24 protein-coding genes are annotated in these 20,793 nt (G+C 69.9%); 9 read left to right on the plus strand and 15 right to left on the minus strand.

Features of this window, described 5'->3' with window-relative positions; translation table 11 throughout:
- Window positions 1-28: 28 nt before the first annotated feature.
- The gene (locus tag ACLFA2_RS06205) at window positions 29-1,687 is read right to left on the minus strand and encodes an ABC transporter substrate-binding protein (protein ID WP_029265087.1); all 1,659 of its coding nucleotides are present in this window, start codon (window positions 1,685-1,687) and stop codon (window positions 29-31) included.
- A gap of 158 nt (window positions 1,688-1,845) precedes the next feature.
- Here ACLFA2_RS06205 and ACLFA2_RS06210 point away from each other — a divergent pair, with 158 nt between their 5' ends.
- Entirely contained in the window at window positions 1,846-2,493 is a 648-nt protein-coding gene (locus ACLFA2_RS06210; RefSeq protein WP_021199258.1) for a TetR/AcrR family transcriptional regulator, read from the plus strand.
- Between the two features lie 53 nt (window positions 2,494-2,546).
- Entirely contained in the window at window positions 2,547-3,761 is a 1,215-nt protein-coding gene (locus ACLFA2_RS06215) for an amidohydrolase (RefSeq protein WP_021199259.1), read from the plus strand.
- Between the two features lie 104 nt (window positions 3,762-3,865).
- Here the strand turns inward: ACLFA2_RS06215 and ACLFA2_RS06220 are convergent, their stop codons facing one another.
- On the minus strand, window positions 3,866-4,135 hold the full coding sequence (locus ACLFA2_RS06220) for a ribbon-helix-helix protein, CopG family (RefSeq protein ID WP_021199260.1): 270 nt from the start codon (window positions 4,133-4,135) through the stop codon (window positions 3,866-3,868).
- 119 nt (window positions 4,136-4,254) lie between these two features.
- Here ACLFA2_RS06220 and ACLFA2_RS06225 point away from each other — a divergent pair, with 119 nt between their 5' ends.
- On the plus strand, window positions 4,255-4,719 hold the full coding sequence (locus ACLFA2_RS06225) for an N-acetyltransferase family protein (protein ID WP_426622225.1): 465 nt from the start codon (window positions 4,255-4,257) through the stop codon (window positions 4,717-4,719).
- Here the strand turns inward: ACLFA2_RS06225 and ACLFA2_RS06230 are convergent.
- From ACLFA2_RS06230 to ACLFA2_RS06255, 6 genes are all read right to left on the minus strand, one after another.
- Window positions 4,716-5,402 (minus strand): uridine kinase, encoded by a 687-nt coding sequence (locus ACLFA2_RS06230; protein WP_426622226.1) that lies wholly within the window; start codon window positions 5,400-5,402, stop codon window positions 4,716-4,718. The genes ACLFA2_RS06225 and ACLFA2_RS06230 overlap by 4 nt on opposite strands.
- Window positions 5,403-5,410: 8 nt before the next feature.
- Window positions 5,411-6,505 carry a GTP 3',8-cyclase MoaA gene (moaA, locus tag ACLFA2_RS06235; RefSeq protein WP_426622227.1) on the minus strand — a complete coding sequence of 365 codons (1,095 nt, stop codon included), beginning with the start codon at window positions 6,503-6,505 and terminating at the stop codon, window positions 5,411-5,413.
- 117 nt (window positions 6,506-6,622) lie between these two features.
- Window positions 6,623-7,717, minus strand: coding sequence for a sulfate/molybdate ABC transporter ATP-binding protein (locus ACLFA2_RS06240; RefSeq protein WP_426622228.1), 1,095 nt, complete (start codon window positions 7,715-7,717; stop codon window positions 6,623-6,625).
- A complete protein-coding gene (gene modB / locus ACLFA2_RS06245) occupies window positions 7,714-8,502 on the minus strand; it encodes a molybdate ABC transporter permease subunit (protein WP_021199265.1) in 789 nt (262 codons plus the stop codon). Before modB ends, ACLFA2_RS06240 begins: the two co-directional genes overlap by 4 nt.
- Window positions 8,499-9,275: a molybdate ABC transporter substrate-binding protein gene (gene modA, locus ACLFA2_RS06250; RefSeq protein WP_029265095.1), complete on the minus strand. Its 777-nt coding sequence runs from the start codon at window positions 9,273-9,275 to the stop codon at window positions 8,499-8,501. The genes modB and modA overlap by 4 nt, the downstream gene beginning before the upstream one ends.
- A 1-nt stretch (window position 9,276) precedes the next feature.
- Window positions 9,277-9,669 (minus strand): TOBE domain-containing protein, encoded by a 393-nt coding sequence (locus ACLFA2_RS06255; protein WP_021199267.1) that lies wholly within the window; start codon window positions 9,667-9,669, stop codon window positions 9,277-9,279.
- Between the two features lie 156 nt (window positions 9,670-9,825).
- Between ACLFA2_RS06255 and ACLFA2_RS06260 the strand changes: the two genes are divergently transcribed.
- Window positions 9,826-11,199: a D-alanyl-D-alanine carboxypeptidase family protein gene (locus ACLFA2_RS06260; RefSeq protein WP_426622229.1), complete on the plus strand. Its 1,374-nt coding sequence runs from the start codon at window positions 9,826-9,828 to the stop codon at window positions 11,197-11,199.
- On the opposite strand, the gene ACLFA2_RS06265 is transcribed toward ACLFA2_RS06260, so the two are convergent.
- The gene (locus ACLFA2_RS06265) at window positions 11,153-12,178 is read right to left on the minus strand and encodes a tellurite resistance/C4-dicarboxylate transporter family protein (protein ID WP_426622230.1); all 1,026 of its coding nucleotides are present in this window, start codon (window positions 12,176-12,178) and stop codon (window positions 11,153-11,155) included. The genes ACLFA2_RS06260 and ACLFA2_RS06265 overlap by 47 nt on opposite strands.
- Window positions 12,179-12,397: 219 nt before the next feature.
- On the opposite strand from ACLFA2_RS06265, the gene ACLFA2_RS06270 reads away from it, so the two are divergent.
- From ACLFA2_RS06270 to ACLFA2_RS06285, 4 genes are read left to right on the plus strand one after another with little or no spacing between them, the layout of a single operon-like run.
- Window positions 12,398-13,195, plus strand: a complete 798-nt coding sequence (locus tag ACLFA2_RS06270; RefSeq protein ID WP_426622231.1) for a HesA/MoeB/ThiF family protein — start codon at window positions 12,398-12,400, stop codon at window positions 13,193-13,195.
- On the plus strand, window positions 13,192-14,427 hold the full coding sequence (glp, locus tag ACLFA2_RS06275; protein ID WP_426622232.1) for a gephyrin-like molybdotransferase Glp: 1,236 nt from the start codon (window positions 13,192-13,194) through the stop codon (window positions 14,425-14,427). Before ACLFA2_RS06270 ends, glp begins: the two co-directional genes overlap by 4 nt.
- Window positions 14,424-14,918 (plus strand): cyclic pyranopterin monophosphate synthase MoaC, encoded by a 495-nt coding sequence (gene moaC / locus ACLFA2_RS06280; RefSeq protein WP_426622233.1) that lies wholly within the window; start codon window positions 14,424-14,426, stop codon window positions 14,916-14,918. The genes glp and moaC overlap by 4 nt, the downstream gene beginning before the upstream one ends.
- On the plus strand, window positions 14,915-15,148 hold the full coding sequence (locus ACLFA2_RS06285) for a MoaD/ThiS family protein (RefSeq protein ID WP_029260054.1): 234 nt from the start codon (window positions 14,915-14,917) through the stop codon (window positions 15,146-15,148). Before moaC ends, ACLFA2_RS06285 begins: the two co-directional genes overlap by 4 nt.
- Window positions 15,149-15,265: 117 nt before the next feature.
- Here ACLFA2_RS06285 and ACLFA2_RS06290 read toward each other — a convergent pair whose 3' ends face one another.
- The 5 genes from ACLFA2_RS06290 to ACLFA2_RS06310 all read right to left on the minus strand — a co-directional run bounded on the left by ACLFA2_RS06290 (window position 15,266) and on the right by ACLFA2_RS06310 (window position 19,109).
- On the minus strand, window positions 15,266-15,700 hold the full coding sequence (locus ACLFA2_RS06290; RefSeq protein ID WP_136023943.1) for a molybdenum cofactor biosynthesis protein MoaE: 435 nt from the start codon (window positions 15,698-15,700) through the stop codon (window positions 15,266-15,268).
- Complete coding sequence (locus tag ACLFA2_RS06295) at window positions 15,697-16,185, minus strand: MogA/MoaB family molybdenum cofactor biosynthesis protein (RefSeq protein WP_029260056.1); 489 nt, start codon at window positions 16,183-16,185, stop codon at window positions 15,697-15,699. Before ACLFA2_RS06295 ends, ACLFA2_RS06290 begins: the two co-directional genes overlap by 4 nt.
- A 41-nt stretch (window positions 16,186-16,226) precedes the next feature.
- The gene (locus tag ACLFA2_RS06300; protein ID WP_167253635.1) at window positions 16,227-17,849 is read right to left on the minus strand and encodes a molybdopterin-dependent oxidoreductase; all 1,623 of its coding nucleotides are present in this window, start codon (window positions 17,847-17,849) and stop codon (window positions 16,227-16,229) included.
- A 110-nt stretch (window positions 17,850-17,959) separates the two neighbouring features.
- Window positions 17,960-18,247 (minus strand): hypothetical protein, encoded by a 288-nt coding sequence (locus tag ACLFA2_RS06305; RefSeq protein WP_136023941.1) that lies wholly within the window; start codon window positions 18,245-18,247, stop codon window positions 17,960-17,962.
- Between the two features lie 106 nt (window positions 18,248-18,353).
- Window positions 18,354-19,109 carry a GTP pyrophosphokinase family protein gene (locus tag ACLFA2_RS06310; protein ID WP_322957641.1) on the minus strand — a complete coding sequence of 252 codons (756 nt, stop codon included), beginning with the start codon at window positions 19,107-19,109 and terminating at the stop codon, window positions 18,354-18,356.
- A 107-nt stretch (window positions 19,110-19,216) separates the two neighbouring features.
- On the opposite strand from ACLFA2_RS06310, the gene ACLFA2_RS06315 reads away from it, so the two are divergent.
- Complete coding sequence (locus tag ACLFA2_RS06315) at window positions 19,217-19,579, plus strand: nuclear transport factor 2 family protein (protein WP_029260060.1); 363 nt, start codon at window positions 19,217-19,219, stop codon at window positions 19,577-19,579.
- 30 nt (window positions 19,580-19,609) lie between these two features.
- On the opposite strand, the gene ACLFA2_RS06320 is transcribed toward ACLFA2_RS06315, so the two are convergent.
- Window positions 19,610-20,716: a VanZ family protein gene (locus tag ACLFA2_RS06320; RefSeq protein ID WP_292774546.1), complete on the minus strand. Its 1,107-nt coding sequence runs from the start codon at window positions 20,714-20,716 to the stop codon at window positions 19,610-19,612.
- Window positions 20,717-20,793: the final 77 nt, after the last annotated feature.

Below are 20,793 nucleotides of genomic sequence, written 5' to 3' on the forward strand. Positions count from 1 at the left end.
CGAGGCGGGCTCCCCTGCAGGATGCTGCTTACTCGGCGGGCTTCAGCTTCGTGAGGATCTGCACGATGTTCTGCTGAGTCGGGTCGGCAGACGCGTACGGATCCTCTTCCGAAGGCCATCCGACGTAGTTGCGGGTGTTGAACTCGCCCAGCAGCGGGTGTGCGCCCAGCGGGATGGCCGGCACCTGCTCGGAGAAGATCGTCTGCAGCGTGTCGACCGCGGCGGTGCGCTCCTCGTCCGACGAGGCGTTGGCGTAGGAGTTCAGCGCGGCCGTCGCCGTCGGGTCGTCGAAGCGACCGAAGTTGAAGCCGGCCTTCCCGTCCGAGATCCATCGCGGGTCCATGGTCGAGGTGTACAGGCCGTAGGCCGTGCCACTGTCCTCGAGCCAGTGGATGATCGCGGAGAACGTGCCGTTGTCTCGGGGATCGGCCCAGCCGCCCCAGTCGGGCATGTCGATCTTGACCTCGGCGCCGATGGCCTCCGTGACGTCTTCGGCGATCAGCTCCTGCGCGGTGTTCCAGTCGCTCCAGCCGGAGGGGACGGAGAGCGTGAACGAGACGGGTGCGCCGTCGGGGTCGATCAGCGCGTCGTCCTTCCAGGTGTACCCGGCGGTGGTGAGCAGGTCGCGGGCCTTCTCGGCGTCGACCGCGTACTCCTTGCCCTGGAACTCGGGCTGGATCTCGTCGTCGAGGATCGAGGAGAGTCCCGTCACCGACCAGACGGCCTCGCTGGCGCCTTCGCGGGCGATGTCGACGTAGGCGTCGCGGTCGATCACCCAGGCGAGCGCCTGACGGAAGGCCGGGTCGTCGAACGGCTTCTGCTGCAGGTTCATGAACAGCGTCGCGGAACCGGTGGTGGGAGCCGCCCAGAACTTGTTGTGCTCGGGATCGGCCGAGAGGAACTGCTCCTCGATCTGCGGGATGAACGCCTGCGCCCAGTCGGCGTCGCCGTTCGCGAGGGCCGTGGTGAGAGCCGTGTTGTCGCCGTACGAGACGTAGTGCAGCTCGGGCACAGCCAGGTCGCCGCCCCAGTAGTCGTCGCGGGCGTCGAGCGTGACCGACTCGGTCGACCAGTTCGAGAGGACGTAGGGTCCGGTGCCCACCAGGTCGTCGCCCTTGACGGGGTCGGTGGCCGGGTCGTCGAGGTTCTCCCAGATGTGCTTCGGGACGATCGGCACGTGCAGGGCGCGGGCCTGGTTGACGTACTTCGACGCGGCGAAGGTCAGCACGACCTTGTCGCCGTCGACGGCAGCGCTGTCGAGCTGGAGGCCCGCGGTGTCGAGGGCGGGGGTGGAGGCGAGCTCGTAGGAGTAGACGATGTCTTCGGCGGTGAAGGGCTCGCCGTCGCTCCAGGTGACGTCGGCGCGAGGAACGACAGTGAGCACCGTGTAGTCGTCGTTCCATTCCAGGCTGTCGGCGAGCCACGGAGTGACGCCGCGGTCGCCGGTCTGGTTCACGAGGGCGAGGGTCTCGAAGATCACCTTGCCGTAGCCGTACTTCGAGGCGGACGAGTCGCCGACGAAGGGGTTGTTGGATTCGGTGGTGATCGCGCCGTCGGGCTTCGCGATGGTGAGGGATGCGGAACCGGCGCCATCGTCGGATCCACCGCCAGCCGAGCATCCGGCGAGGGCCGATACGCCGAGGGCGGTGATCGCGGTCGCGGCGATCAGAGACTTTCTGAGCTTCATTGCTTCTCCTAGGGCACGGGTCTTTGTGCTGCGTCGCCGGAGGACGGGAGTCCACCGACTGTCGTGATTTGCTTACTGTCGAGAAAGTAAGCTCTCGTGAGGTTACCGAGTAGTAAGTTTGATCGCAAGCACAGCCCGACGATGGAGAGGAGGCCGCGGTGGTAGACAGCGACCAGACAGTGCGCGTGCGCCCGGCGACCCTCGCGAAACGCGAGCAGATCCTCAAAGCAGCCGTCGAGATCTTCGGCAACAAGGGCTCGACCAACGGCACTCTGGCCGACGTGGCCGAGCAGGTCGGCATCACCCACGCCGGCGTCCTGCACCACTTCGGCTCGAAGCAGAAGCTGCTGCTCGAGGTTCTCGCCTATCGCGACCAGGCCGACGTCGCCGAGCTCGCCGAGAAGCACATCCCGGACGGCCCTGAGCTGTTCCTGCATCTGGTGCGCACGGCGTTCGCGAACGAGAAGCGGCCCGGCATCGTGCAGGCCTATACGGTGCTGTCCGCCGAGTCGGTGACCGACGACCACCCGGCGCGGCACTTCTTCGAGGACCGCTACACGACCCTGCGTCGCGAGGTCACGGCGGCGTTCCACGAGCTGTGCGCCCAGGAGGGTGTGCGCGATCCCGACACGATCGCCGCAGCCGCCGCCGCGATCCTCGCGGTGATGGACGGTCTGCAGCTGCAGTGGCTCCTGCACCCCGACGTCGTCGAGCTCGGCGGAGCCAGCGAATTCGCGATCCAGGCGATCGTGAACGCCGTGCTGCACCCCGGGCCGGCGCTGCCGACGTACGTGCACCCCGCCTGATCCGTCGATCGCGGGCCCTCGGCAACGACCGCCGGCCGGGCTAGGCTCGGGCCATGACGATCGACCTCGAAGCGCTCTACATCGACCTGCACCAGCATCCTGAGCTCTCGTTCCAGGAGACGCGCACCGCCGGCATCGCCGCCCAGCACCTGCGCGATCTGGGGCTCGAGGTCGAGGAGGGCGTCGGGGTGACCGGCGTGGTCGGAGTGCTGCGCAACGGCGAAGGCCCGGTCGTCTGGGTGCGAGCCGACATGGACGCACTGCCCGTCGAGGAGCAGACCGGTCTGTCCTACGCGAGCACGGCGAAGGGCGTCGACCCCGCGGGCACCACCGTTCCCGTCATGCACGCCTGCGGTCACGACATGCACGTCACCGCCATGATCGGTGCGGTCGAGAAGCTCGTCGCCGAGCGATCCGACTGGTCGGGCACCCTCGTCGTGCTGATCCAGCCTGCCGAGGAGTACGGCGCCGGAGCGCGAGCGATGCTCGACGACGGGATCCTCGACCGCTACCCGAAGCCCGACGTGGTGCTCGGCCAGCACGTGACCCCGTTGCCCGCCGGCGTGATCGGCGTGCGCAGCGGCACGCAGATGGCCGCCTCCGACGGACTCACCGTCACCCTGCACGGCCGCGGCGGACACGGCTCACGCCCGCATGCCACGATCGACCCCGTCGTCATGGCCGCCGCCACCGTGATGCGCCTGCAGACCATCGCCTCGCGCGAGATCGACCCGCAGGGCGTCGCCGTCGTGACCGTGGGATCGATCCACGCGGGCCTCAAGAACAACATCATCCCCGCCGAGGCGAAGCTCGAGCTCAGCCTGCGCTATCCGAACGAGGAGACGCGCGACAAGGTGCTCGCGAGCGTCGAGCGCATCGTGCGGGCAGAGGCCACCGCCTCGGGCGCCGAGCGGGAGCCCGAGATCCGCACCGACCACACGCTCCCCGCCACCATCAACGACGAGGACGCCACCGTCCGGGTGACCGCGGCCCTGCAGCGCGCCCTGGGCGAGGCGGCCGTCATCGACCCCGGAATGTTCACCGGCAGCGAAGACGTCTCGTGGTTCGCCCGCGACGCCGGGGCACCCCTCGTGTTCTGGTTCTGGGGCGGCATCGACCCCGCCCGGTTCGCCGAAGCAGTCGCCGCGGGCCGCCTGGGCGAGGACATCCCCACCAACCACTCGCCGTTCTTCGCACCGGAGATCCACCCGACGATCGAGGTCGGCGTCACCGCGCTGTCGGCCGCGGCCCGGGAGTTCCTCGCGTAGAGGGCCGGGGCGATGCGCTCACCCCGGACATGACGATGGCGGGGACGACTTGGAGTTCGTCGAGTTGGTCACGTCGGTAGTGCTTGCGGGCTGATCCGTGCAGTTCAGGCAACGTGTGCCCACTCGCGCACCGCGGCGCGAATCGCCTCAGAGCGCGTGGCGATGCCCTCGGCCTCAGCGCGCGCCGTCAGGGCAGCGATGGTGGTTGCGTCGAGCCGGACCGGAATTACCACGCCGGGCCCATCGCCCACGGTCGGTCGACCTCGACGCGGCTTGGGAAGTGTCGACAGGTCATAGCCGGCCTCGGCCTCATCTGCCCACGCCTGGATCTGCTCGTCGGTCACGGGCCTGCCGTTCAACAGGTGCTCGCTCATGCCATTGGCGTATACGAAAATCACCGATTTGTGTATACGAATAAGAAGCCGTCGCGGCCCCGCACCGCGGATCAGCCTCCGAAGTCCCGAAAGCCGTCGGTCGATAGGCTTCGGCCATGTTGGTTCGAAGAGCGACAACAGCAGACATCGATCGGCTCAGCGCCCTCAACGCCGGGGTCCAACTGCTACACGCGGAGGGGAGACCCGATCTTTTCAGAGAGCCAGAACCGGAGGCGCTGCGTGCGTTCCTCGCCGAGCAGCTAGCTGAGGGTGCGATCGTCCTCATCGCGGACGTGGACGGCGCGGTCGGCGGCTACATACTCGCCGAGGTCAACGCGCGACCTGCGAATCCGTTCCGTCACGCGTCCAAGAGCCTGTATGTGCACCACATCGCTGTCGACCCCGGCCAACGGCGACAAGGCGTCGGTCAGCAACTGATGGACGCTGCCGTCGCCATCGGGCGCGCAGAGGACGTAGATGCGGTGAGACTCGATTCGTGGTCGTTCAACCACGACGCGCACACGTTCTTCGAGGCAATGGGGTGCACTCCGATCAACGTGGTCTTCGAGCGGCGTCTTCGCTAGTCGGCCGAAGCCGAAGGATCCCCGTTCCGCCGCACTGTCGGCCGGTCGAGGACCGTGTTGTCCCAGACCCAGGTCGCCCGCTCCTGCGGTCGGGCCTCCGCGACGTACAGACGCTGCCCACCGACGTACCGGCGGTTGGACGGCGCCTCCGGATCGGGGTCGTGGCTCCCCGGGAATCGGGCGTTGCCCCGGGGGACGCTGACCTCGAACGGCGCATGGACCCAGACCGTGGCATCCCACACGGCGGCGATTTCGGGGCGCTGGAGAAAGATCCCGTCGACGAGGACGACCCCCGTCGGAGGGACGGCGATCGGTGCAGGGTCGACGGGTTCGTCACGACCGACGTCCCAGACAGCCGGCGTGATCGCCCCGTGCGCGCGCAGGGAATCGACGGCACAGGCGCGGAACGCGTCGTATCGGTAGGAACCGGAGTAGAAGCCCTCCGGTCCTGTGCCCGCTGCGATGCGCTCGGCCTTCGGGCGATGGAATCCGTCGATGCTCACGCCGACGACCGGCCGGCCTTCGCGTCGTCGAGCCTGTGCTGAGAGTTCGTGAGAGAGATGCGTCTTCCCTGCGCCGTCGAAGCCGTCGAGCGCCACCAGGATCCGATCGTCTGGACGGAGACTCTCGATCTCGTCCCAGAGCTGCGACAGCACTGCCGAGCGTGATTGCGTGGTGCGCACGGGCCCGGTCAGCCGCCGATCGCGTTCATCCCGCGGGCCGGCTGCAGGAAGGAGGGGTCGTCGATCGCGTGCCCCGGCAGCTTGCCGTGCACGCACGAGCGCAGCAATGTGGCGATCTCGTCGGCGCGCTCCCCCGGCGCAGCGGCCGACTCGCCGCGCAGCAGCCCGGTCAGGTCGTACTCGGCGAGTGAGAAGAGGCAGTTGCGCAGCTGGCCGTCGGCCGTCAGCCGCAGGCGGTCGCAGGCGCCGCAGAACGGGGCCGTGACCGAGGCGATCACACCGACCTCATGCGGGCCGCCGTCGATCCGCCACTTCTCGGCGGGTGCGCCTCCCCGACCCTCGACCGGATCGAGACGCCAGCGTTCCCCGAGCGACGCGAGGATCTCCTCGCGCGTGACCATCGAGGCCCGGTCCCAGGTGTGTCCGGCGTCGAGCGGCATCTGCTCGATGAATCGCAGTTGCGCGCCGACGCTCATCGCAAACTCCACGAGGTCGACCAGCTCGTCGTCGTTGACGCCGCGCATCGCGACCGCGTTGAGCTTGAGCGGGCGGAGCTCGGATGCCGCAGCCGCAGCGATGCCCTCGAACACATCGTCGAGGCGGTCGCGCCGGGTCAGGTCGGCGAAGCGCTCACGATCGACCGTGTCGATGCTGATGTTGAGGCGAGTGAGCCCGGCATCGATCAGGGCCGGGAGCTTCTGGGCGAGGCTGATGCCGTTGGTGGTCATCGCGATCTCGACGGGGCCCTCCTCCCCCTCGATGCGGGAGATTCGCCTCACCACCTCGACGATGTCGGTCCGCAGCAGCGGCTCGCCGCCGGTGAGCCGGAAGGTGCGGATGCCGAGGGCCGCGGCCACTTCGGCCACCTCGACGATCTCGTCGGTGGAGAGGATGCTCGTGCGGGCGAGCCACTCGTTGCCCTGCTCGGGCATGCAGTACGTGCAGCGCAGGGAGCAGCGATCGGTGAGCGAGATGCGCAGATCGCGATGCACCCGGCCGTGCGTGTCGACGAGACCTCCGCCGATTCCTGCGAGAGAGGCGGCCTGCGGAGACGGATCGACGCGCGGCGCGCGCACACCGATCACGACCGGTACGGCCGCCATGGCGCTTCCCCACTCCCCGTCATCTTTTGAGAGTAACCCGCGACGACCGGGGCAGGGTCGGTTTCGTGGCGACGACCGGCAGATTGCCAGTGTCCGGAAGCGTCGGCGGCGACTTCGTCAGAGCACGGGCACGAAGCTCACGTGCGCGGGGTCTACCCGCAGGTGGACCGCATCTCCCGGCGCGAGCACGGCAGCGTCGGCGAGGGAGACATCGACGGCGCATCCCGCGGTCTGCACGCGCACACCGGCGAGGGTGGGCTCGAGTCGCGTGACCTCGGTGCGCCAGGCATCCGGATCCGCGGCGTCGACGACGCGCACGTGCTCGGGGCGGAAGACCGCAGCGAGAGGGGTGCCGTCGACTGCGGCGAGCGCGAGCGAGCCGGCATCCGTGGTCGTGAGGTGCAGATCTCCGTTCCGCCAGGCCCCGCCCGCGGCGACCCCCGCCACGCGATTGACCCCCGCGATCGACGCGACGAACTCGGAAGCCGGAGCCGACAGGACGGCGCGCACCGGTCCGCTCTGTGTGACCCGACCGGCCTCGATGATCACGAGCCGCTCCGCCAGTGCGACGGCATCCGCGGCATCGTGCGTGACCGCGATCGTGGTGATCCCGGCCAGCTGATCACGCAACATCTGTCGGATGTCGCCGGCCGTCGCCGGGTCGAGCGCCACCAGCGGCTCGTCGAGCAGCACCGCGCGCGGGGACGCGGCGAGCGCCCGGGCGACCGCGACGCGTTGCCCCTCCCCGCCGGAGAGCTCGCGGGGCATCCGTCCGCCGGCACCGCGGAGTCCCACGCGCGCGAGCCATTCGTCCGCAAGGTCGCGTGCCGAGCGGGCATCCGCCCCGGCGGCTCGGGGGCCGAAGGCCACGTTCTCGCGCACCGAGAGATGCGGGAACAGGCGTGCATCCTGTCCCAGCAGCACGATGCCCCGATTCATCGGCGTGGTCCGCACGCGGGGCGCGGACACGCGGTCGACCACGCGTCCCGCGACATCGATCTGCCCGGCGGTCAATGGCTCGAGTCCCGCGAGGGCCTGCAGCAGCGTCGACTTTCCCGCGCCGCTCGGTCCCATGACGGCGACCGTCTCACCGACCGCGGCCTGCACGGCGACCTCGACGGCGAAGTGCTCGCGCTCGACCACGATGTCGGCGCGCAGGCCCGGTTCGACGGCGGCGCGGCGCTCGGCCGGCAGGCCGTTCGCCAGGGTCATCGCGCCGCCCCCGGTCGCCAGCCGCGCACGAGCAGCAGCACGATGATCGCGGTGGCGAGCAGCAGCAGGGCGAGGGCGACCGCCGTGCCCTGCGACACTCCGGCACCGTTGAACGCGGTGTAGATCGCGAGCGGCATCGTCTGGGTGACTCCCGGCCGGTTCCCGGCGAACAGCGCCGTCGCGCCGAACTCGCCGATGGCCCGCGCGAAGCACAGCACGACGCCGGCGACGATGCCCGGCGCGGCGAGCGGCAGGGTGATGCGGCGCAGGATCGTCCATCGTCCGGCTCCGAGCGCTGCCGCTGTGCGCTCGTAGTCGACGCCCGAGGTGCGCACCGCGCCTTCGACGGCCAGCACCAGGAAGGGCAGGGCGACGAATGTCTGTGCCAGCACGACAGCCGGGGTGCTGAACGACAGGCCGAGCCCGCCGAGCCACCCCGCGCGCCCGAACAGGTAGAGCAGCGCGACGCCGCCCACCATGGGGGGCAGCACCAGCGGCACCGTGACGACGGCACGCAGCACCGCGGCCAGGCGGGGCCCGGAGCGGGCGATGTAGAGCGCGAGCGGCACCCCGACGACGATGCACAGCACGGTGGCCAGCAGGCCGGTGCCCAGCGAAAGCAAAAGCGCCGAGAGCGCAGCCTCCGACGTCACATCGGCGAGAAAGGTCGACCACTGCACCCGCGCCACGAGTGCGGTCAGCGGCAGGATGAGGAACGACAGTCCGATGAGGGCCGGAACAGCGAGCGCGCGCGGAGCGTATCCGCGTGCGCCGGTCACGCTCATGGAGCCCCGAAGCCGAAGTCCGCCAGGATCTTCTGACCCGCGTCCGACAGCACGAACGTCACGAACGCATCGGCCGCCTCGGCGTTCGGCGCATCGGCCAGCGCGGCGATCGGGTAGTGGTTGACGACGTCGTCGGCACCGTCGGGCACGATCACCTCGACGTCGTCACGTCCGATCACATCGGTGGCGTACACGAGCCCGGCATCCGCTTCGGAAGCGGCAACCTTCGTGAGCACGGCCGTGACGTTCTGCTCGAGACTGGCGGCGTCGACCGTCACGCCCGCCGTCGAGAGCAGTTTCGCGGCGGCCGCACCGCACGGCACCTCGGGCGCACACAGCACCGTGGTCACGTCGGCGAGATCGGAGAGGGTCTCCACCTCGCCCGGGTTGCCCGCCGGCACCGCGATCACGAGGGTGTTGGAGGCGAACAGCGTCGGATCGACCGCCACATCCGCCGCCTTGTCCATGTTCGCCTCGTCGGCGGACGCGAATACGTCGGCCGGTGCTCCTTCGAGGATCTGTGTGACGAGGGTCGACGAGCCGTCGTAGACGGGTGTGAACCGTACGTCGGGGTTCTCGGCGGTGAACGCCTCGCCGATCGCATCAAAAGCCCCGCTGAGCGATGCGGCGGCATAGACCGTGAGCTCTCCGCTCACACCGCTCTTCTCCGCCGTCGCCGACGGGGAGGGAGTGCTCGCGGCGCCACCCGCACAGCCGGTGAGGGCGAGCGCGGCGGCGGCGAGGACGGCGGCGGCGCGGAGCGTGCGGTTCATGTCAGCCTTTCGGTACTTCGACCACGACCTGGGTCGCCTTGACGGAGGCGGTGGCGAGCGCGCCGACCCCGAGGTGCAGTTCGCGCGCGGCCTCGGCAGACATCAGCGAGACCACGCGATGAGGACCGGATTGGATGTCGACCTGCGCCATCAGCCCGTCGATCTGCACCCGGGTGACGATTCCCACGAAGCGGTTGCGCGCGCTGGAGAGCACATCTCCGGCACTCTTCGCCTCCTCCGCGAGCGCGACGGCCCGTTCCGCGACGGCATCGCCGGGGATCTCGGCGGGCACGGCATCGGTGACCGGAAGCAGCCCCTGTTCGATCCAACGCCGGACGGTGTCGTCGCTCACGCCGAGCAGCTGCGCTGCGCGAGCGATCCGATACGTCTGCATGGAGAGAACCTACCGCAGAAGCGGAGATTTTCCTTGAAAATCTCCGAGTCTGCAATGATCCATACCCCTTCCGCTCCGCACGTCGACGGACCGTTCCTGTGTCCCCCGAATGGCCGATAGCGCGTGCGGCAGGGGTCGGCCAAGATGAGTGTCACCATGACGGCACCGAATCCACCGGCGGACGACCTCTCCGAGTTCGCTGAACTGATGTCCCACGAGCAGGAGTTCCTCTCCCCCCGTGATCGGATCGATCCGGAGGTGCGCCGAAAGCGCAGGCGGCGGGGGCTCATCATCACCGGGGCCTGCATCTTCCTGCTGCTGGCTGCCGCCGGCGGCTACATCGGGTGGGCGCTCACCGCGCCCGTGGATCCGCCGGCGGTGACCACGCAGACGCCGCAGGTCCCGGCCGTCGATGCGGCGGCGATCACCACGCCACCGGCGGGTGCGTCAGCGATCAGCATCGCCGGCGCGGACGCCTATCTGGGCGAGGGGGCGAGTGGCATCTGGTCGTCGAGCGGGACCGGCGAACCCCTGCCCATCGCGAGCATCACCAAGCTCATCACCGCACTCGTCATCCTCGACGCGTCGCCGCTCGCCTCCGTCGATGACCCCGGTCCCACCATCACGTTCGGCAAGGCCGACCACGACCTCTACGACCGGTACTACGTGCAGGGCGCCACGATCGCGCCGATGCCCACCGGCACGTCGATGTCGCTGCGCGATGCCCTGGCGGCCATGCTGATCCCCTCGGCGAGCAACTATGCCGAGGCGCTGTCGTCGCACGTCTTCGGGTCGCAGAGCGCGTTCCTGGGCGCGACGCGGGATTGGCTCGCCGCCCAAGGACTGACCGGCACGACCATCACCGAACCCACCGGCATCAGCCCGCGCAACACGAGCACGCCTGTCGATCTCGTGGCCATCGGAAAGCTCGCCGCCGCGAACCCGGTGATCGCCCAGATCGTCGCCACCCCGTCGATCACGCTCCCCGGAGCGGGCCTGCTCTACAACACCAACGGCCTTCTCGGCACCAGCGGGATCACGGGACTGAAGACCGGCACCCTCGGCGAAGGCACCTACAGCCTGCTGTACACGGCCACCCTCGTCGTGGGCACCACCGATCCGCTGGCCGTGACCGGCGTGATCCTCGGTGGGTCGTCACGCGATTCGGTGAACGCCGGTGTGCTCGCCGCCCTGGACGGTGTCCGCTCCGGCTTCCACGAGGTGCCCGTCGCCACCCCCGACCAGGAGGTCGGGACGATCTCGACGCCGTGGGGCTCCTCCGCCCGCCTGGTCATCGGCGAGGCGGCGTCGATCTTCACGTGGTCGGACACGCCGATCACCGTGACGATGGACATCGAGACGCCGCAGACCTATCGGGACGGCTCCACCGTGGGCACCGTCACCTGGACCGCCGGCCCGAACACGGTCACCGCTCCGGTCGAGATCAAGGGGAGCATCGAGCAGCCGTCCGAGTGGTGGCGCCTCACCCACCCGTCGCAGCTCGGTTCGATCGCAGACGCTCGACGCTGAGACCGATCGCCAGGATGCTGACCAGCACCCAGGCGACAGCACCGCACCACACCGCGAGCGTGCCGACGGCGACCAGCTCCCCGACGCCTGCGGCCCTGCCGAGGGCGATGGTCGCGGTGGCGTACATGCCGATCGGGAAGACGATGCTCCACCACCCCACGGTGAACCGACGCGCGCCCGGACGCGTGCGGAGATCGCGGATGCCGAGCCCCACGAGGAACGGGATGAGGAACGTTCCGAACGACCAGAGCGCCATCGCCACGACGGTGACCGCTCCCTCCGTGCCGGGGAGGACGGCGGAGTCTGCCGTCAGCAGACGCGCGGCGGCCAGTGTGGAGATCGCGGTCGATCCCGTCAGCACCCATGCGGTCGGCGCGACGTCGATCGCACCGATCTCCTGGCCGAGCAGCCGCACCGTCACCGCCGCCATGAGAAGCAGATACAGAACGATCCCCAGGCACCAGAGACCGAACGCCGCGAGGCCCAGCAGGGGGTGCCCTCCGGCGGTCGCGCTCGTCAGGACCGACAGCGACTGGGTGGCGACGACGAGGAGGAACCACCCGCCGTCGACCGTGCGGAGCAGGGGCCGCCGGGAGGCGTGCGTGACGAGCCACGGCAGCATCCCGTACGTCAGAAGCGCCCAGAGCAGCGCTTCCAGGGCGAGGGCGACGGGGAGGATCCCCTCGGCCCCGAGCGACGCACCCAAGGTGGCGGTGACCCCGGTCGCCGCCACGATCGTGAAGAACCCGAATGCGCGGCCCGGGTCACCGGCGTCACGGAGCACGGCGGCCGGCGCCAGGAGTACGCGCGTGACGGTGGCGATCAGCAGGAGCGCATACCCGCCGACGGCGAGCACGAACGCCACGGCCCCGATCGGGGACAGTCCGATCGCGACGAAAGAGGTGCCGACGATGCCGGTCGCCATCACGAAGGAGAATCCCGCGGGCGGAAGCCGTTCGATCATCGTGCGCACGGACATCACTCAGATCGACCGCCGGTACTCCTGCGGCATGCGGGCGAGGGTCCCCTGCTCCGCGCCCGTCTTCTCGCCGCAGCCCACCATCCGACACCTCTCGAAGATCGTCACCGATGTCGGCCGCGGTACCGCGCGCCTCTGCAGTCGAGGATGTCAGAACATCCGCCGCGGCACGATCAGGCGAGCCGCGACGTCGCGACCCGACGGGCATACGCTGAGTCCATGCAGCCTCTCGTCGCCCCCGCGCCCGTGCTGGAGCCGGAAGAACTCGTCCGCACGGCGCGGCACGCGGTGCTCGCCGGCATCGGCGAGGAGGGACAGCGCCGCCTCAACGCCGCTCACGTCACGATCGTCGGCGCGGGCGGACTCGGATCCCCTGCGCTCCTCGCCCTGGCCGCCGCCGGGGTCGGATCGCTCACGGTGATCGACGACGACGTGGTGGAGCTCACCAATCTGCAGCGTCAGCTCGCGCACCGGGTGGAGGACATCGGGACGCGCAAGACCGCATCGGCCGCGCGCGCGATCACCGCCCTCGCCCCGCACACCGTCGTGACCCAGGTCCCCGAGCGCCTGGATGCGGCCAATGCCGAGCGCCTGCTCACGGGCGCCCACGTGGTGGTCGACACGAGCGACACGTTCGCGACCCGTCGTGAGGTGGCCGCCGCCTGCGAAGCGCTCGGACTTCCCCTCGTGTGGGGAGCTGTGCAGGAGTGGCACGCGCAGGCCACGGTCTTCTGGTCGGACCCGCCCGCGGGAGAGCCGGTCGTGCTCGCCGACCTCTTCCCGGTCGACACCGAGGGCGAACCCCCCAGCTGCGCCCAGGTCGGTGTGCTCGGCGCCCTGTGCGTGCAGGTCGGCGGGATGCTCGCCGGCGAGGTGATCAAACTCGTGACGGGCGCAGGCGAGCCGCTGCTCGGACGACTCGCGATGGTCGATGCGCTCACGTCCCGGCAGCACGAGATCGTGATCCGCCCGGCAACCGCCACGACCCCGGAGGCCACCGCGGGAGCCCGCGCATGACCGGCCGCCGCACGGTCGAGGAACAGCTCGCGCGCGTGCTCGATGCCGTCCACGTCATCGAGCACGAGACACGGCCGGTGGCGGCTGCCGCGGGGCGCACGCTCACCGCTGCCGCCGCCGCCGCCCACGACATCCCCCTGTTCGACAACTCCGCCATGGACGGCTTCGCGGTACGAGGTGCGGATGTCGCCGACGCGTCCGAGGAGAATCCGGTCACCCTGCGCGTGGTCGCCGACCTGCCCGCCGGAGTCTCCCTCGATCCTGCTCTCGGCGTCGGCGAAGCCGCACGCATCATGACCGGCTCGCCCACCCCCACCGATGCCGACGTGATCGTGCCCTTCGAGGACACGGCCGGCGGTCTCGCCGACTCCCTCGGCGAGGTGACGGTGCTGCACGCCCCGGCCAAGCCCGGAGTGTTCGTGCGCCGACGCGGAGCCGACCTGCGCGCCGGCGACGAAGTCGTTCACGCCGGCGAGCGCCTCGGACCCTTCCAGCTCGCCGCCGCAGTCGCGGCCGGCATCGTCGAGGTCTCGGTGACGCGGGCTCCGCGCGTGGCCGTGGTGTCGACGGGCAGCGAACTGCTCGCGCCGGGCGAAGCCCCCGCCCGCGGACGCATCCCCGACTCGAACGGCCCCCTGCTCGAACAGCTGGTCGCCGCAGCCGACGCCGAGGTGGTGCTGGTCGCGCGGGTTCCCGACGAGGCCGACGCCGTCCGAGCCGTGACCGCCGAGGCCGTCGCGCGCGGAGCCGATGTGATCGTGTTCACCGGCGGCGTGAGCGCGGGCGCCTACGAGCCGGTGCGCGGGGCCTTCGACGGCGGAGGACAGGTCGAATTCGCCGCGGTGGCCATGCAACCAGGCAAACCGCAGGCCTTCGGGGTGCTCGAGAACGGGTCTCTGGTATTCGGACTGCCGGGCAACCCCGTGAGCGTGGCGGTGTCGTTCGAGGTGTTCGTGCGCCCCGCCCTGCTCGCGATGCAGGGGCGCTCCGCGATCCACCGACCGCGCGCCACGTTCACCGCCGACGCATCGTGGACGCCGCCGCCGGGCCGACGCCAGTACCTTCCCGCCGTCGTCGACCTCGCGGCCCGCACCGTCCGTCCGGCCACCGCCGGCGGATCGGGATCGCACCTCGCGGGCGGACTCGCCCGTGCGCACGCGTTCGCGATCGTGCCGGCCGAGGTCGAGACCGTGGCCGTGGGCGACGTCATCGATGTCATGCTGGTCGGATGAGCTTTCCTCACCTGGACGCGGCGGGCCGCGCGCACATGGTCGACGTGACCGCGAAGCAGCCGACCGTGCGCACCGCGACGGCCCGAGGCTTCGTCCGCTGCAGCCCCGACGTGATCACCGCCCTCCGCGATGGCACAGTGCCGAAGGGCGACGTGCTCGCCGTAGCACGCATCGCGGGCATCCAGGCGGCCAAGTCCACCCCCGCGCTGCTGCCGCTGGCACACGTGATCGGCGTGCATCGGGCGAGCGTCGACCTCGAGATCGTCGACGACGGCGTGCGCATCGAGGCGACGGTGGGCACCGCCGACCGTACCGGTGTCGAGATGGAGGCGCTGACGGCCGTGTCGGTCACCGCCCTCGCGATCGTCGACATGGTCAAGGGCGTCGACCGCGCCGTCGTGATCGAAGACGTGCGGATCGTGGCGAAGTCGGGCGGCCGTTCCGGCGACTGGGTCCGTCCGGGCGAAGCAGACCCCGGAGACCCCCGATGACGCGGGTGCGCTACTTCGCCGCTGCTGCGGAGGCTGCGGGAACCGACGTCGAGGAGCGCGGGGAGCGGTCACTCGTCGCCCTGCGCGCGGCGGTCGTCGCCGAGCATCCGGCCCTCGTCGACATCCTGCCGCGCTGCGCGGTGCTCGTCGACGGGGTGCGCACCGACGGCGACCTCGTCCTCGACGACGCGGACCTCATCGATGTGCTCCCGCCCTTCGCGGGTGGATGACCACACGCCGCCTGCAGGAACGCTGGCCGCATGCAGGACCGATGACCGGCGTTTCCTCCTGCACGCGGCAAGAGCTCATGCAGATGACGCGTCAGGATCGACGGCTGCCCCTGCGGCTCAGCCGCCGATGCCCTTCCACGACGACGTCCCGTCGACCTCGAGCTGACGCTTCCAGACGGGGAGGTCGCTCTTGATCGCCTCGATGACCGCCCGGCACACCTCGAAAGCCTCGGCACGGTGTTCGGAGGCGACCGCGATCACCACGGCCGCATCGCCCACGTCGAGGCGTCCGATGCGATGGCTCACGGCCACCATGGCGGGGGCTTCCGCGCCGGCACCGGCCTGCTCGGCGATCCGCCGCAGCGTCGCCTCCGCATCGGGGTGAGCGCTGTACTCCAGCCCGACCACGGGTGTCTCGGCGTCGGGGTCGTTGTCGCGCACCCGCCCGACGAAGGTCGTCACGGCCCCCAGTCGAGGATCTTCGACCGCGGCGAGGTGCGCGTCGAGATCGAGTCGCTCCTCTGATACCGCTGCGATGCGCACGTCGTTCATGAGTGGTCTCCGCCCTTCACCTGATCCAGGATGTGCCCGGCGACGCCGAGCACCACGGGGACGCCGGAGGCGACGGCCCGCGGCGAACCGGGAAGGTTCACGACGAGCGTGCCGTCAGGATCGACGATGCCGGCGAGCCCGCGTGACAGCACGGACAGCGGGGTGTCGGCGAGTCCGCTGCGACGCAGCTCCTCGGCGATCCCGGGGATCTCTCGGGTGATCACGCGCCGCGTCCCCTCGGGCGTCAGGTCACGCGGACCGACACCGGTTCCCCCGGTCGTCACCACCAGCCGGATGCCGCGGGCGACGGCCCGGCGCAGAGCGTCCGCCACCGAACCCGCGCCATCGGCGACGATCTCGGCGTCGGGACAGTGCCATCCGGCATCGCGGAGCAGGCCCACGGCGATCGGACCTCCGCGATCCTCGCGCTCTCCGGAGAATGATCGGTCCGAGACGGTGATCACGAGTGCGGGGAGCGGGCCCATGGCTCCCACACTAGGCCCGAGCCGCCGAACGCGCACGGCTCTCAGTTGACCCGGATGAGTGAACGCTGCCAGCCCGACGAACCGTTCGGTGCGATCGGCGCACGCTCCTGGATCTGCAGATCGCCGTTCTTGTTGATCGCACGCACGGCGACGTAGTGCGTGCCGGGCGTGGCATCCCACTCCATGAACCACTGCACCCAGGTGTCGTCGTTGATCGGGGTCGACAGCGTCGCCGGCATCCAGTCCCCGTCGTCGATGCTGACCTCCACGCGCTCGATACCGACCGACTGCGCCCAGGCGACTCCGGCGATCGGGATCTTCCCGGCGTCGACCGCCTCGCCGATCTTGGGGGTGTCGACGCGCGAGGCGAACTTGATCGGGGCCTCCGCGCTGTAGCCCCGGGGAGTCCAGTACGCCTCGTCCTGGGCGAAGGTGGTGACCTTGAGCTCGGTGAGCCACTTGGTCGCCGACACGTATCCGTAGAGGCCGGGCACGACCATCCGCACCGGGAATCCGTGTTCCAGGGGCAGGGGTTCACCGTTCATCCCGACGGCGAGGATCGCGTCGAGGTCGTCGTCCGTCAACGCCGAGAGCGGCGTGCTCGCGGTGTAGCCGTCGACGCTGCGTGAGAGCACCATGTCGGCACCGGACTTCACTCCCGCCTTCTTGAGCACGTCGCGCAACGGCACCCCCAGCCACTTCGCGTTGCCGACGAGCTCACCGCCGACCTCGTTGGAGACGCACGTGAGCGTGATCGCGTACTCGTCGAGGCCCATGTCGAGGATGTCCTGGAAGCTCATCTCCACACGCTGGTCGACCATCCCGTCGATCACCAGACGCCAGGTGTCCGGATCGATCGAGGGCACCGTGAGTGCGGTGTCGACGCGATAGAAGTCCTTGTTCGGGGTGAACAGCTTGCTGAGCCCGGGGATGTCGAGCTCGGCGCCCTGCGGCACGGTCACCGTGGTCTTCGGGGAGGGCAGCTTGAGCGCACCGCGGATCGCTTCGACCGATGACACCGCCATGCTCACGGTGCGGGCGGTGATGCCCACGACCAGTGCGGATGCCCCGGCGAGCGCGGCGAGGACGAAGAAGCGGCGGCGGTCGATTCCGGGGCGGACGGACTCTCCCTCGTCGTCGGCACGGAGGATCTCGTCTCCAGCGGTCGACGTGTCGCTCTTCCGTTCGCTCTCGACGCCGACGACGGAATCCCTCCATCCGCGCAGGCGACGGCACAGGAGCACGAGGACCAACGACCCCACGACGGTTCCCAGGACCGGGGGCAGGAAGGCGAGCGGAGCGACGGCGGCCCGGGTCACGATCGCCGCGGTCGAGAGTGCACCCGCGATCACGAGAGCGATCACGCCGAGCGGCGGCCGTACGAACTGCAGGATGCCGGCGATCGCCGAGGCGATCACCACGGCCAGTCCGAGGCCGGCGAGCAGGGCGATCTTGTCGTATTCGCCGAACGTGGCGATCGCGAACTCCTTGAAGGGCTGCGGCACGATGTCGATCACGAACCCGCCCACGGCGAGGATCGGACTGGCTGCGCGCGCGAAGAGCAGTGCGAACAGCTCGGCCGTGGCGAGGAAGACCCCCCCGCCGATCACGCCCGCGAGGGCGGCCCAGACGAGGAACCTCTTGCCACTGCGGCGCTGCACCATGGTCGTCTCCTGTCCGACGTCACGTCGACACCGTCGCCGGTGTGATCCCCCGTTGTTCGGAGCGGAACCACGATCGGATGGGACTATCCCGCGGCAGACGGGCTCGACGGTCAGAGGCGGCGCACGGTGACGGCCTCACGTCCTTGGAACTTCCGCAGTGTCCGCATGCATCGGGAGCACAGGATCTCGACCCGGCGCGGGTGGCCTTCGCCGCAGACGCAGTCGACCGTCACGCGCCACTTGGCCTTGCGTCCGCACGGCTGGTAGCCGTCGTCGTCGCCGTGATCGCACTCGCACCGCTGCCGGTCGCGATCGAGCCCGGCGAGGTCGTCGACGCGCGCGAACTCATCGACGTCGTGCTCGGCGTCCACGGACACGGCTTCCTGCGTTCTCACCACCCGCCGATGCTCCCAGCACCGCGGCTCCGTCGCAACACCGCCACGCAGGGAGCCGCCCGTCCGCAGCTTCTCCGGAGTTGTGGACGGGTGCTCGGCGCGTCTTCGGTCAGACCCCGACGACGCGCGGGCCGGTCGGGGCGTCCGGGACCGCCGGCGGGGCGTCCGGGATCGACGGCGGGGCAGGAGGGGGCGGCGGGGCGAGCTGACGCTGCGGCACGCCGTGCGCCTCCCGGTGCAGGCGCTCCATGCGACTGTCGAGCTCGGCGGCGGCATCCGCGGCATCCGACAGGCTGTCGACGAGATGCGAGGGCACCTGGTTCGAGAACTTGTAGTAGATCTTGTGCTCCAGGCTGGCCCAGAAGTCCATCGCTATCGTGCGGAACTGCACCTCGACCGGTACCGACAGCGCACCGGTCGACAGGAAGACGGGCACCTCGATGATCGCGTGCAGGCTCTTGTAGCCGTTGGCCTTCGGCTGCGCGATGTAGTCCTTCACCGTGCGCACCGTGACGTCGTCCTGCGCGGTGAGCAGATCGAACAGGCGGTAGACGTCGGCGACGAAGCTGCAAGTCACGCGCACACCGGCGATGTCGGTGATCTCCGCGCGGATGCGGTCGAAGTCGGGTTCGTCGATGCCCTTGCGGGCGATCTTCTCGACGATGCTGTCCGGCGACTTCAGCCGGCTCTTCACATGCTCGATCGGGTTGTACGCGTGGTCGTGCGTGAACTCGTCGCGCAGGATCGAGATCTTCGTCTCGACCTCGCGCATCCCGAACTCGTACTCGCGCAGGAACCGCTGCAGCTCATCGCGCAGCTCGCGGGCCTGGTTGATCGTGTCCTCGGTGACGTGAACAGTCGTCATGCCATCGACGTTACGGGTTCGTGATCGGAAACCGCTGTGGATCCCCGATGTCCTCACGATTCGCGAACGGGTTGACGCGGCCTCCCCCGCCGCCTAGAACGGAGCACATGACGACCGCAGGCGAGGACTGGACCGGGGCCTACATCGAGGCATGGAGATCGAACGATCCCGAGCGGATCGGAGCACTCTTCACGCACGACGCCCGATATCTCACGAGCCCCGATTCGGAGCCGCGCGTGGGGCGCGAGGCGATCGTGTCCGGGTGGATCGACGACGGCGATGAACCGGGCTCCTGGACGTTCGAGTGGGAGGTCCTGCACGAGGTCGGCGGCTTCGTGGTCGTCCAGGGGCGCACGGAATACCCGGCCGAACGCGACTACCTCAACCTCTGGATCATCCGGCTCGCTCCCGACGGGCGGGCGACGGAGTTCACCGAGTGGTACATGCCGCGTCCCCACACGGAGAGCTGAGCCCGCGGCGTTCATCGGACCCTCAGTCGGTCATGCGTCGCGCGGAGGGGAAGCGGATGCGGGCACGCTCGGCGCAGGGCCCGCGGCACCCGCCCGCGCGTCGACGAGGTGCTGTCCGGAGACGACGCCGGGAAGTCCGCGACCGTCACGTGTCGTGAACGGCAGCACGATCGCGGCGAGGAACAGCACTGCCGCCGCGAGGCCGAAGAACCCGCCGGGCAGCTGCAGCGCGCTGATCCCGCCGATGCCGCCCGCCCAGCGCAGGAGCCGCGCGAACGGTACGGGCAGGCGCGATCCCGCGTATCGGAGCTGCACCGCGATGTCGCCCACCGAGCGCCCGCCGACCAGGATCAGCACCAGGAACAGTGCTGAGGGGACGATGGTGGCGGCGGCGGATGCGAGGGCGCCGTCGAGCACCGCGGCGCGGTCGTCCACGACGAACTCCAGCCACACCTGCACGGTCACCCCGGCCCCCACGCTCAGGAACCCGTAGGCGAGGAAGTCGCACAGCATCGCGAGCAGGCGGCGGCCGCGGCTGACCGGACGGGGACGATCAGCGTCCGGGCTCACCTTCACGCCGCGCAGCGATCGCGGGACGAGGATCGCCGCGATGCAGCCGATGACCGCGCCGAGGGTGTTCGTCATGAGGTCGCCCACGTCGAAGAAGCGATACGCGCACGGGTAGACGCCCCACACGCCGGTCAGCTGCGTGGTCTCGACCAGCAGCGACAGGCCGAAGCCGGCGGCGAGCGCCGTGAGCACCCCACGACCGGCGAGCACTCGGACGAAGAAGCCGAGCGGCACGAACAGCAGCACGTTGAAGACCAGCTGCAGCAGAGCCGGCTGACGCAGCGGATTGCCCGGGGCCGCGAAAGCCTTCCGCACATCGCGCACGACCGACATCGGATCGGTGATCGCTCCGACGCAACGGATCGTGTCGGGGTCGGGCAGCGGCAGCAGGGTATAGGTCCAGACCGCCCAGAAATAGATCAGGGCCGACAGCCAGAGCAGCGTGCGTCCGAGGCCGAGTCGCCCGCGTCGGCGATAGCTGACCGCCACGAAGGGCACGAACAGGAGGATGCCGAAAGCCACCCCCATCGCGATCGCGATGAATCCGAGCAGCACCTGATTTTCCACCGCGTGCCAGTGTAGCTTTGCGCGTAAGGATTCCGTGAGGACCGCGCATCCCACCGTAGGGATTCCGTGAGGATCGC

The organism is Microbacterium sp. As-52, assembly GCF_049949185.1.
In the GTDB taxonomy this organism is placed as follows: Bacteria; Actinomycetota; Actinomycetes; order Actinomycetales; family Microbacteriaceae; genus Microbacterium; species Microbacterium maritypicum_A.

Bases quoted from the DNA above. Each gene is read 5' to 3' on its own strand.
- ACLFA2_RS06265 (WP_426622230.1), bottom strand. From the start codon at position 12,178: ATGTCCGTGCGCACGATGATCGAACGGCTTCCGCCCGCGGGATTCTCC.
- ACLFA2_RS06315 (WP_029260060.1), top strand. From the start codon at position 19,217: ATGACGACCGCAGGCGAGGACTGGACCGGGGCCTACATCGAGGCATGG.
- glp (WP_426622232.1), top strand. From the start codon at position 13,192: ATGACCGGCCGCCGCACGGTCGAGGAACAGCTCGCGCGCGTGCTCGAT.
- ACLFA2_RS06215 (WP_021199259.1), top strand. From the start codon at position 2,547: ATGACGATCGACCTCGAAGCGCTCTACATCGACCTGCACCAGCATCCT.
- ACLFA2_RS06260 (WP_426622229.1), top strand. From the start codon at position 9,826: ATGACGGCACCGAATCCACCGGCGGACGACCTCTCCGAGTTCGCTGAA.
- ACLFA2_RS06300 (WP_167253635.1), bottom strand. From the start codon at position 17,849: ATGGTGCAGCGCCGCAGTGGCAAGAGGTTCCTCGTCTGGGCCGCCCTC.
- ACLFA2_RS06290 (WP_136023943.1), bottom strand. From the start codon at position 15,700: ATGAACGACGTGCGCATCGCAGCGGTATCAGAGGAGCGACTCGATCTC.
- moaA (WP_426622227.1), bottom strand. From the start codon at position 6,505: ATGGCGGCCGTACCGGTCGTGATCGGTGTGCGCGCGCCGCGCGTCGAT.
- ACLFA2_RS06270 (WP_426622231.1), top strand. From the start codon at position 12,398: ATGCAGCCTCTCGTCGCCCCCGCGCCCGTGCTGGAGCCGGAAGAACTC.
- moaC (WP_426622233.1), top strand. From the start codon at position 14,424: ATGAGCTTTCCTCACCTGGACGCGGCGGGCCGCGCGCACATGGTCGAC.
- ACLFA2_RS06295 (WP_029260056.1), bottom strand. From the start codon at position 16,185: ATGGGCCCGCTCCCCGCACTCGTGATCACCGTCTCGGACCGATCATTC.
- ACLFA2_RS06285 (WP_029260054.1), top strand. From the start codon at position 14,915: ATGACGCGGGTGCGCTACTTCGCCGCTGCTGCGGAGGCTGCGGGAACC.
- ACLFA2_RS06255 (WP_021199267.1), bottom strand. From the start codon at position 9,669: ATGCAGACGTATCGGATCGCTCGCGCAGCGCAGCTGCTCGGCGTGAGC.
- modA (WP_029265095.1), bottom strand. From the start codon at position 9,275: ATGAACCGCACGCTCCGCGCCGCCGCCGTCCTCGCCGCCGCCGCGCTC.
- ACLFA2_RS06205 (WP_029265087.1), bottom strand. From the start codon at position 1,687: ATGAAGCTCAGAAAGTCTCTGATCGCCGCGACCGCGATCACCGCCCTC.
- modB (WP_021199265.1), bottom strand. From the start codon at position 8,502: ATGAGCGTGACCGGCGCACGCGGATACGCTCCGCGCGCGCTCGCTGTT.
- ACLFA2_RS06240 (WP_426622228.1), bottom strand. From the start codon at position 7,717: ATGACCCTGGCGAACGGCCTGCCGGCCGAGCGCCGCGCCGCCGTCGAA.
- ACLFA2_RS06310 (WP_322957641.1), bottom strand. From the start codon at position 19,109: ATGACGACTGTTCACGTCACCGAGGACACGATCAACCAGGCCCGCGAG.
- ACLFA2_RS06220 (WP_021199260.1), bottom strand. From the start codon at position 4,135: ATGAGCGAGCACCTGTTGAACGGCAGGCCCGTGACCGACGAGCAGATC.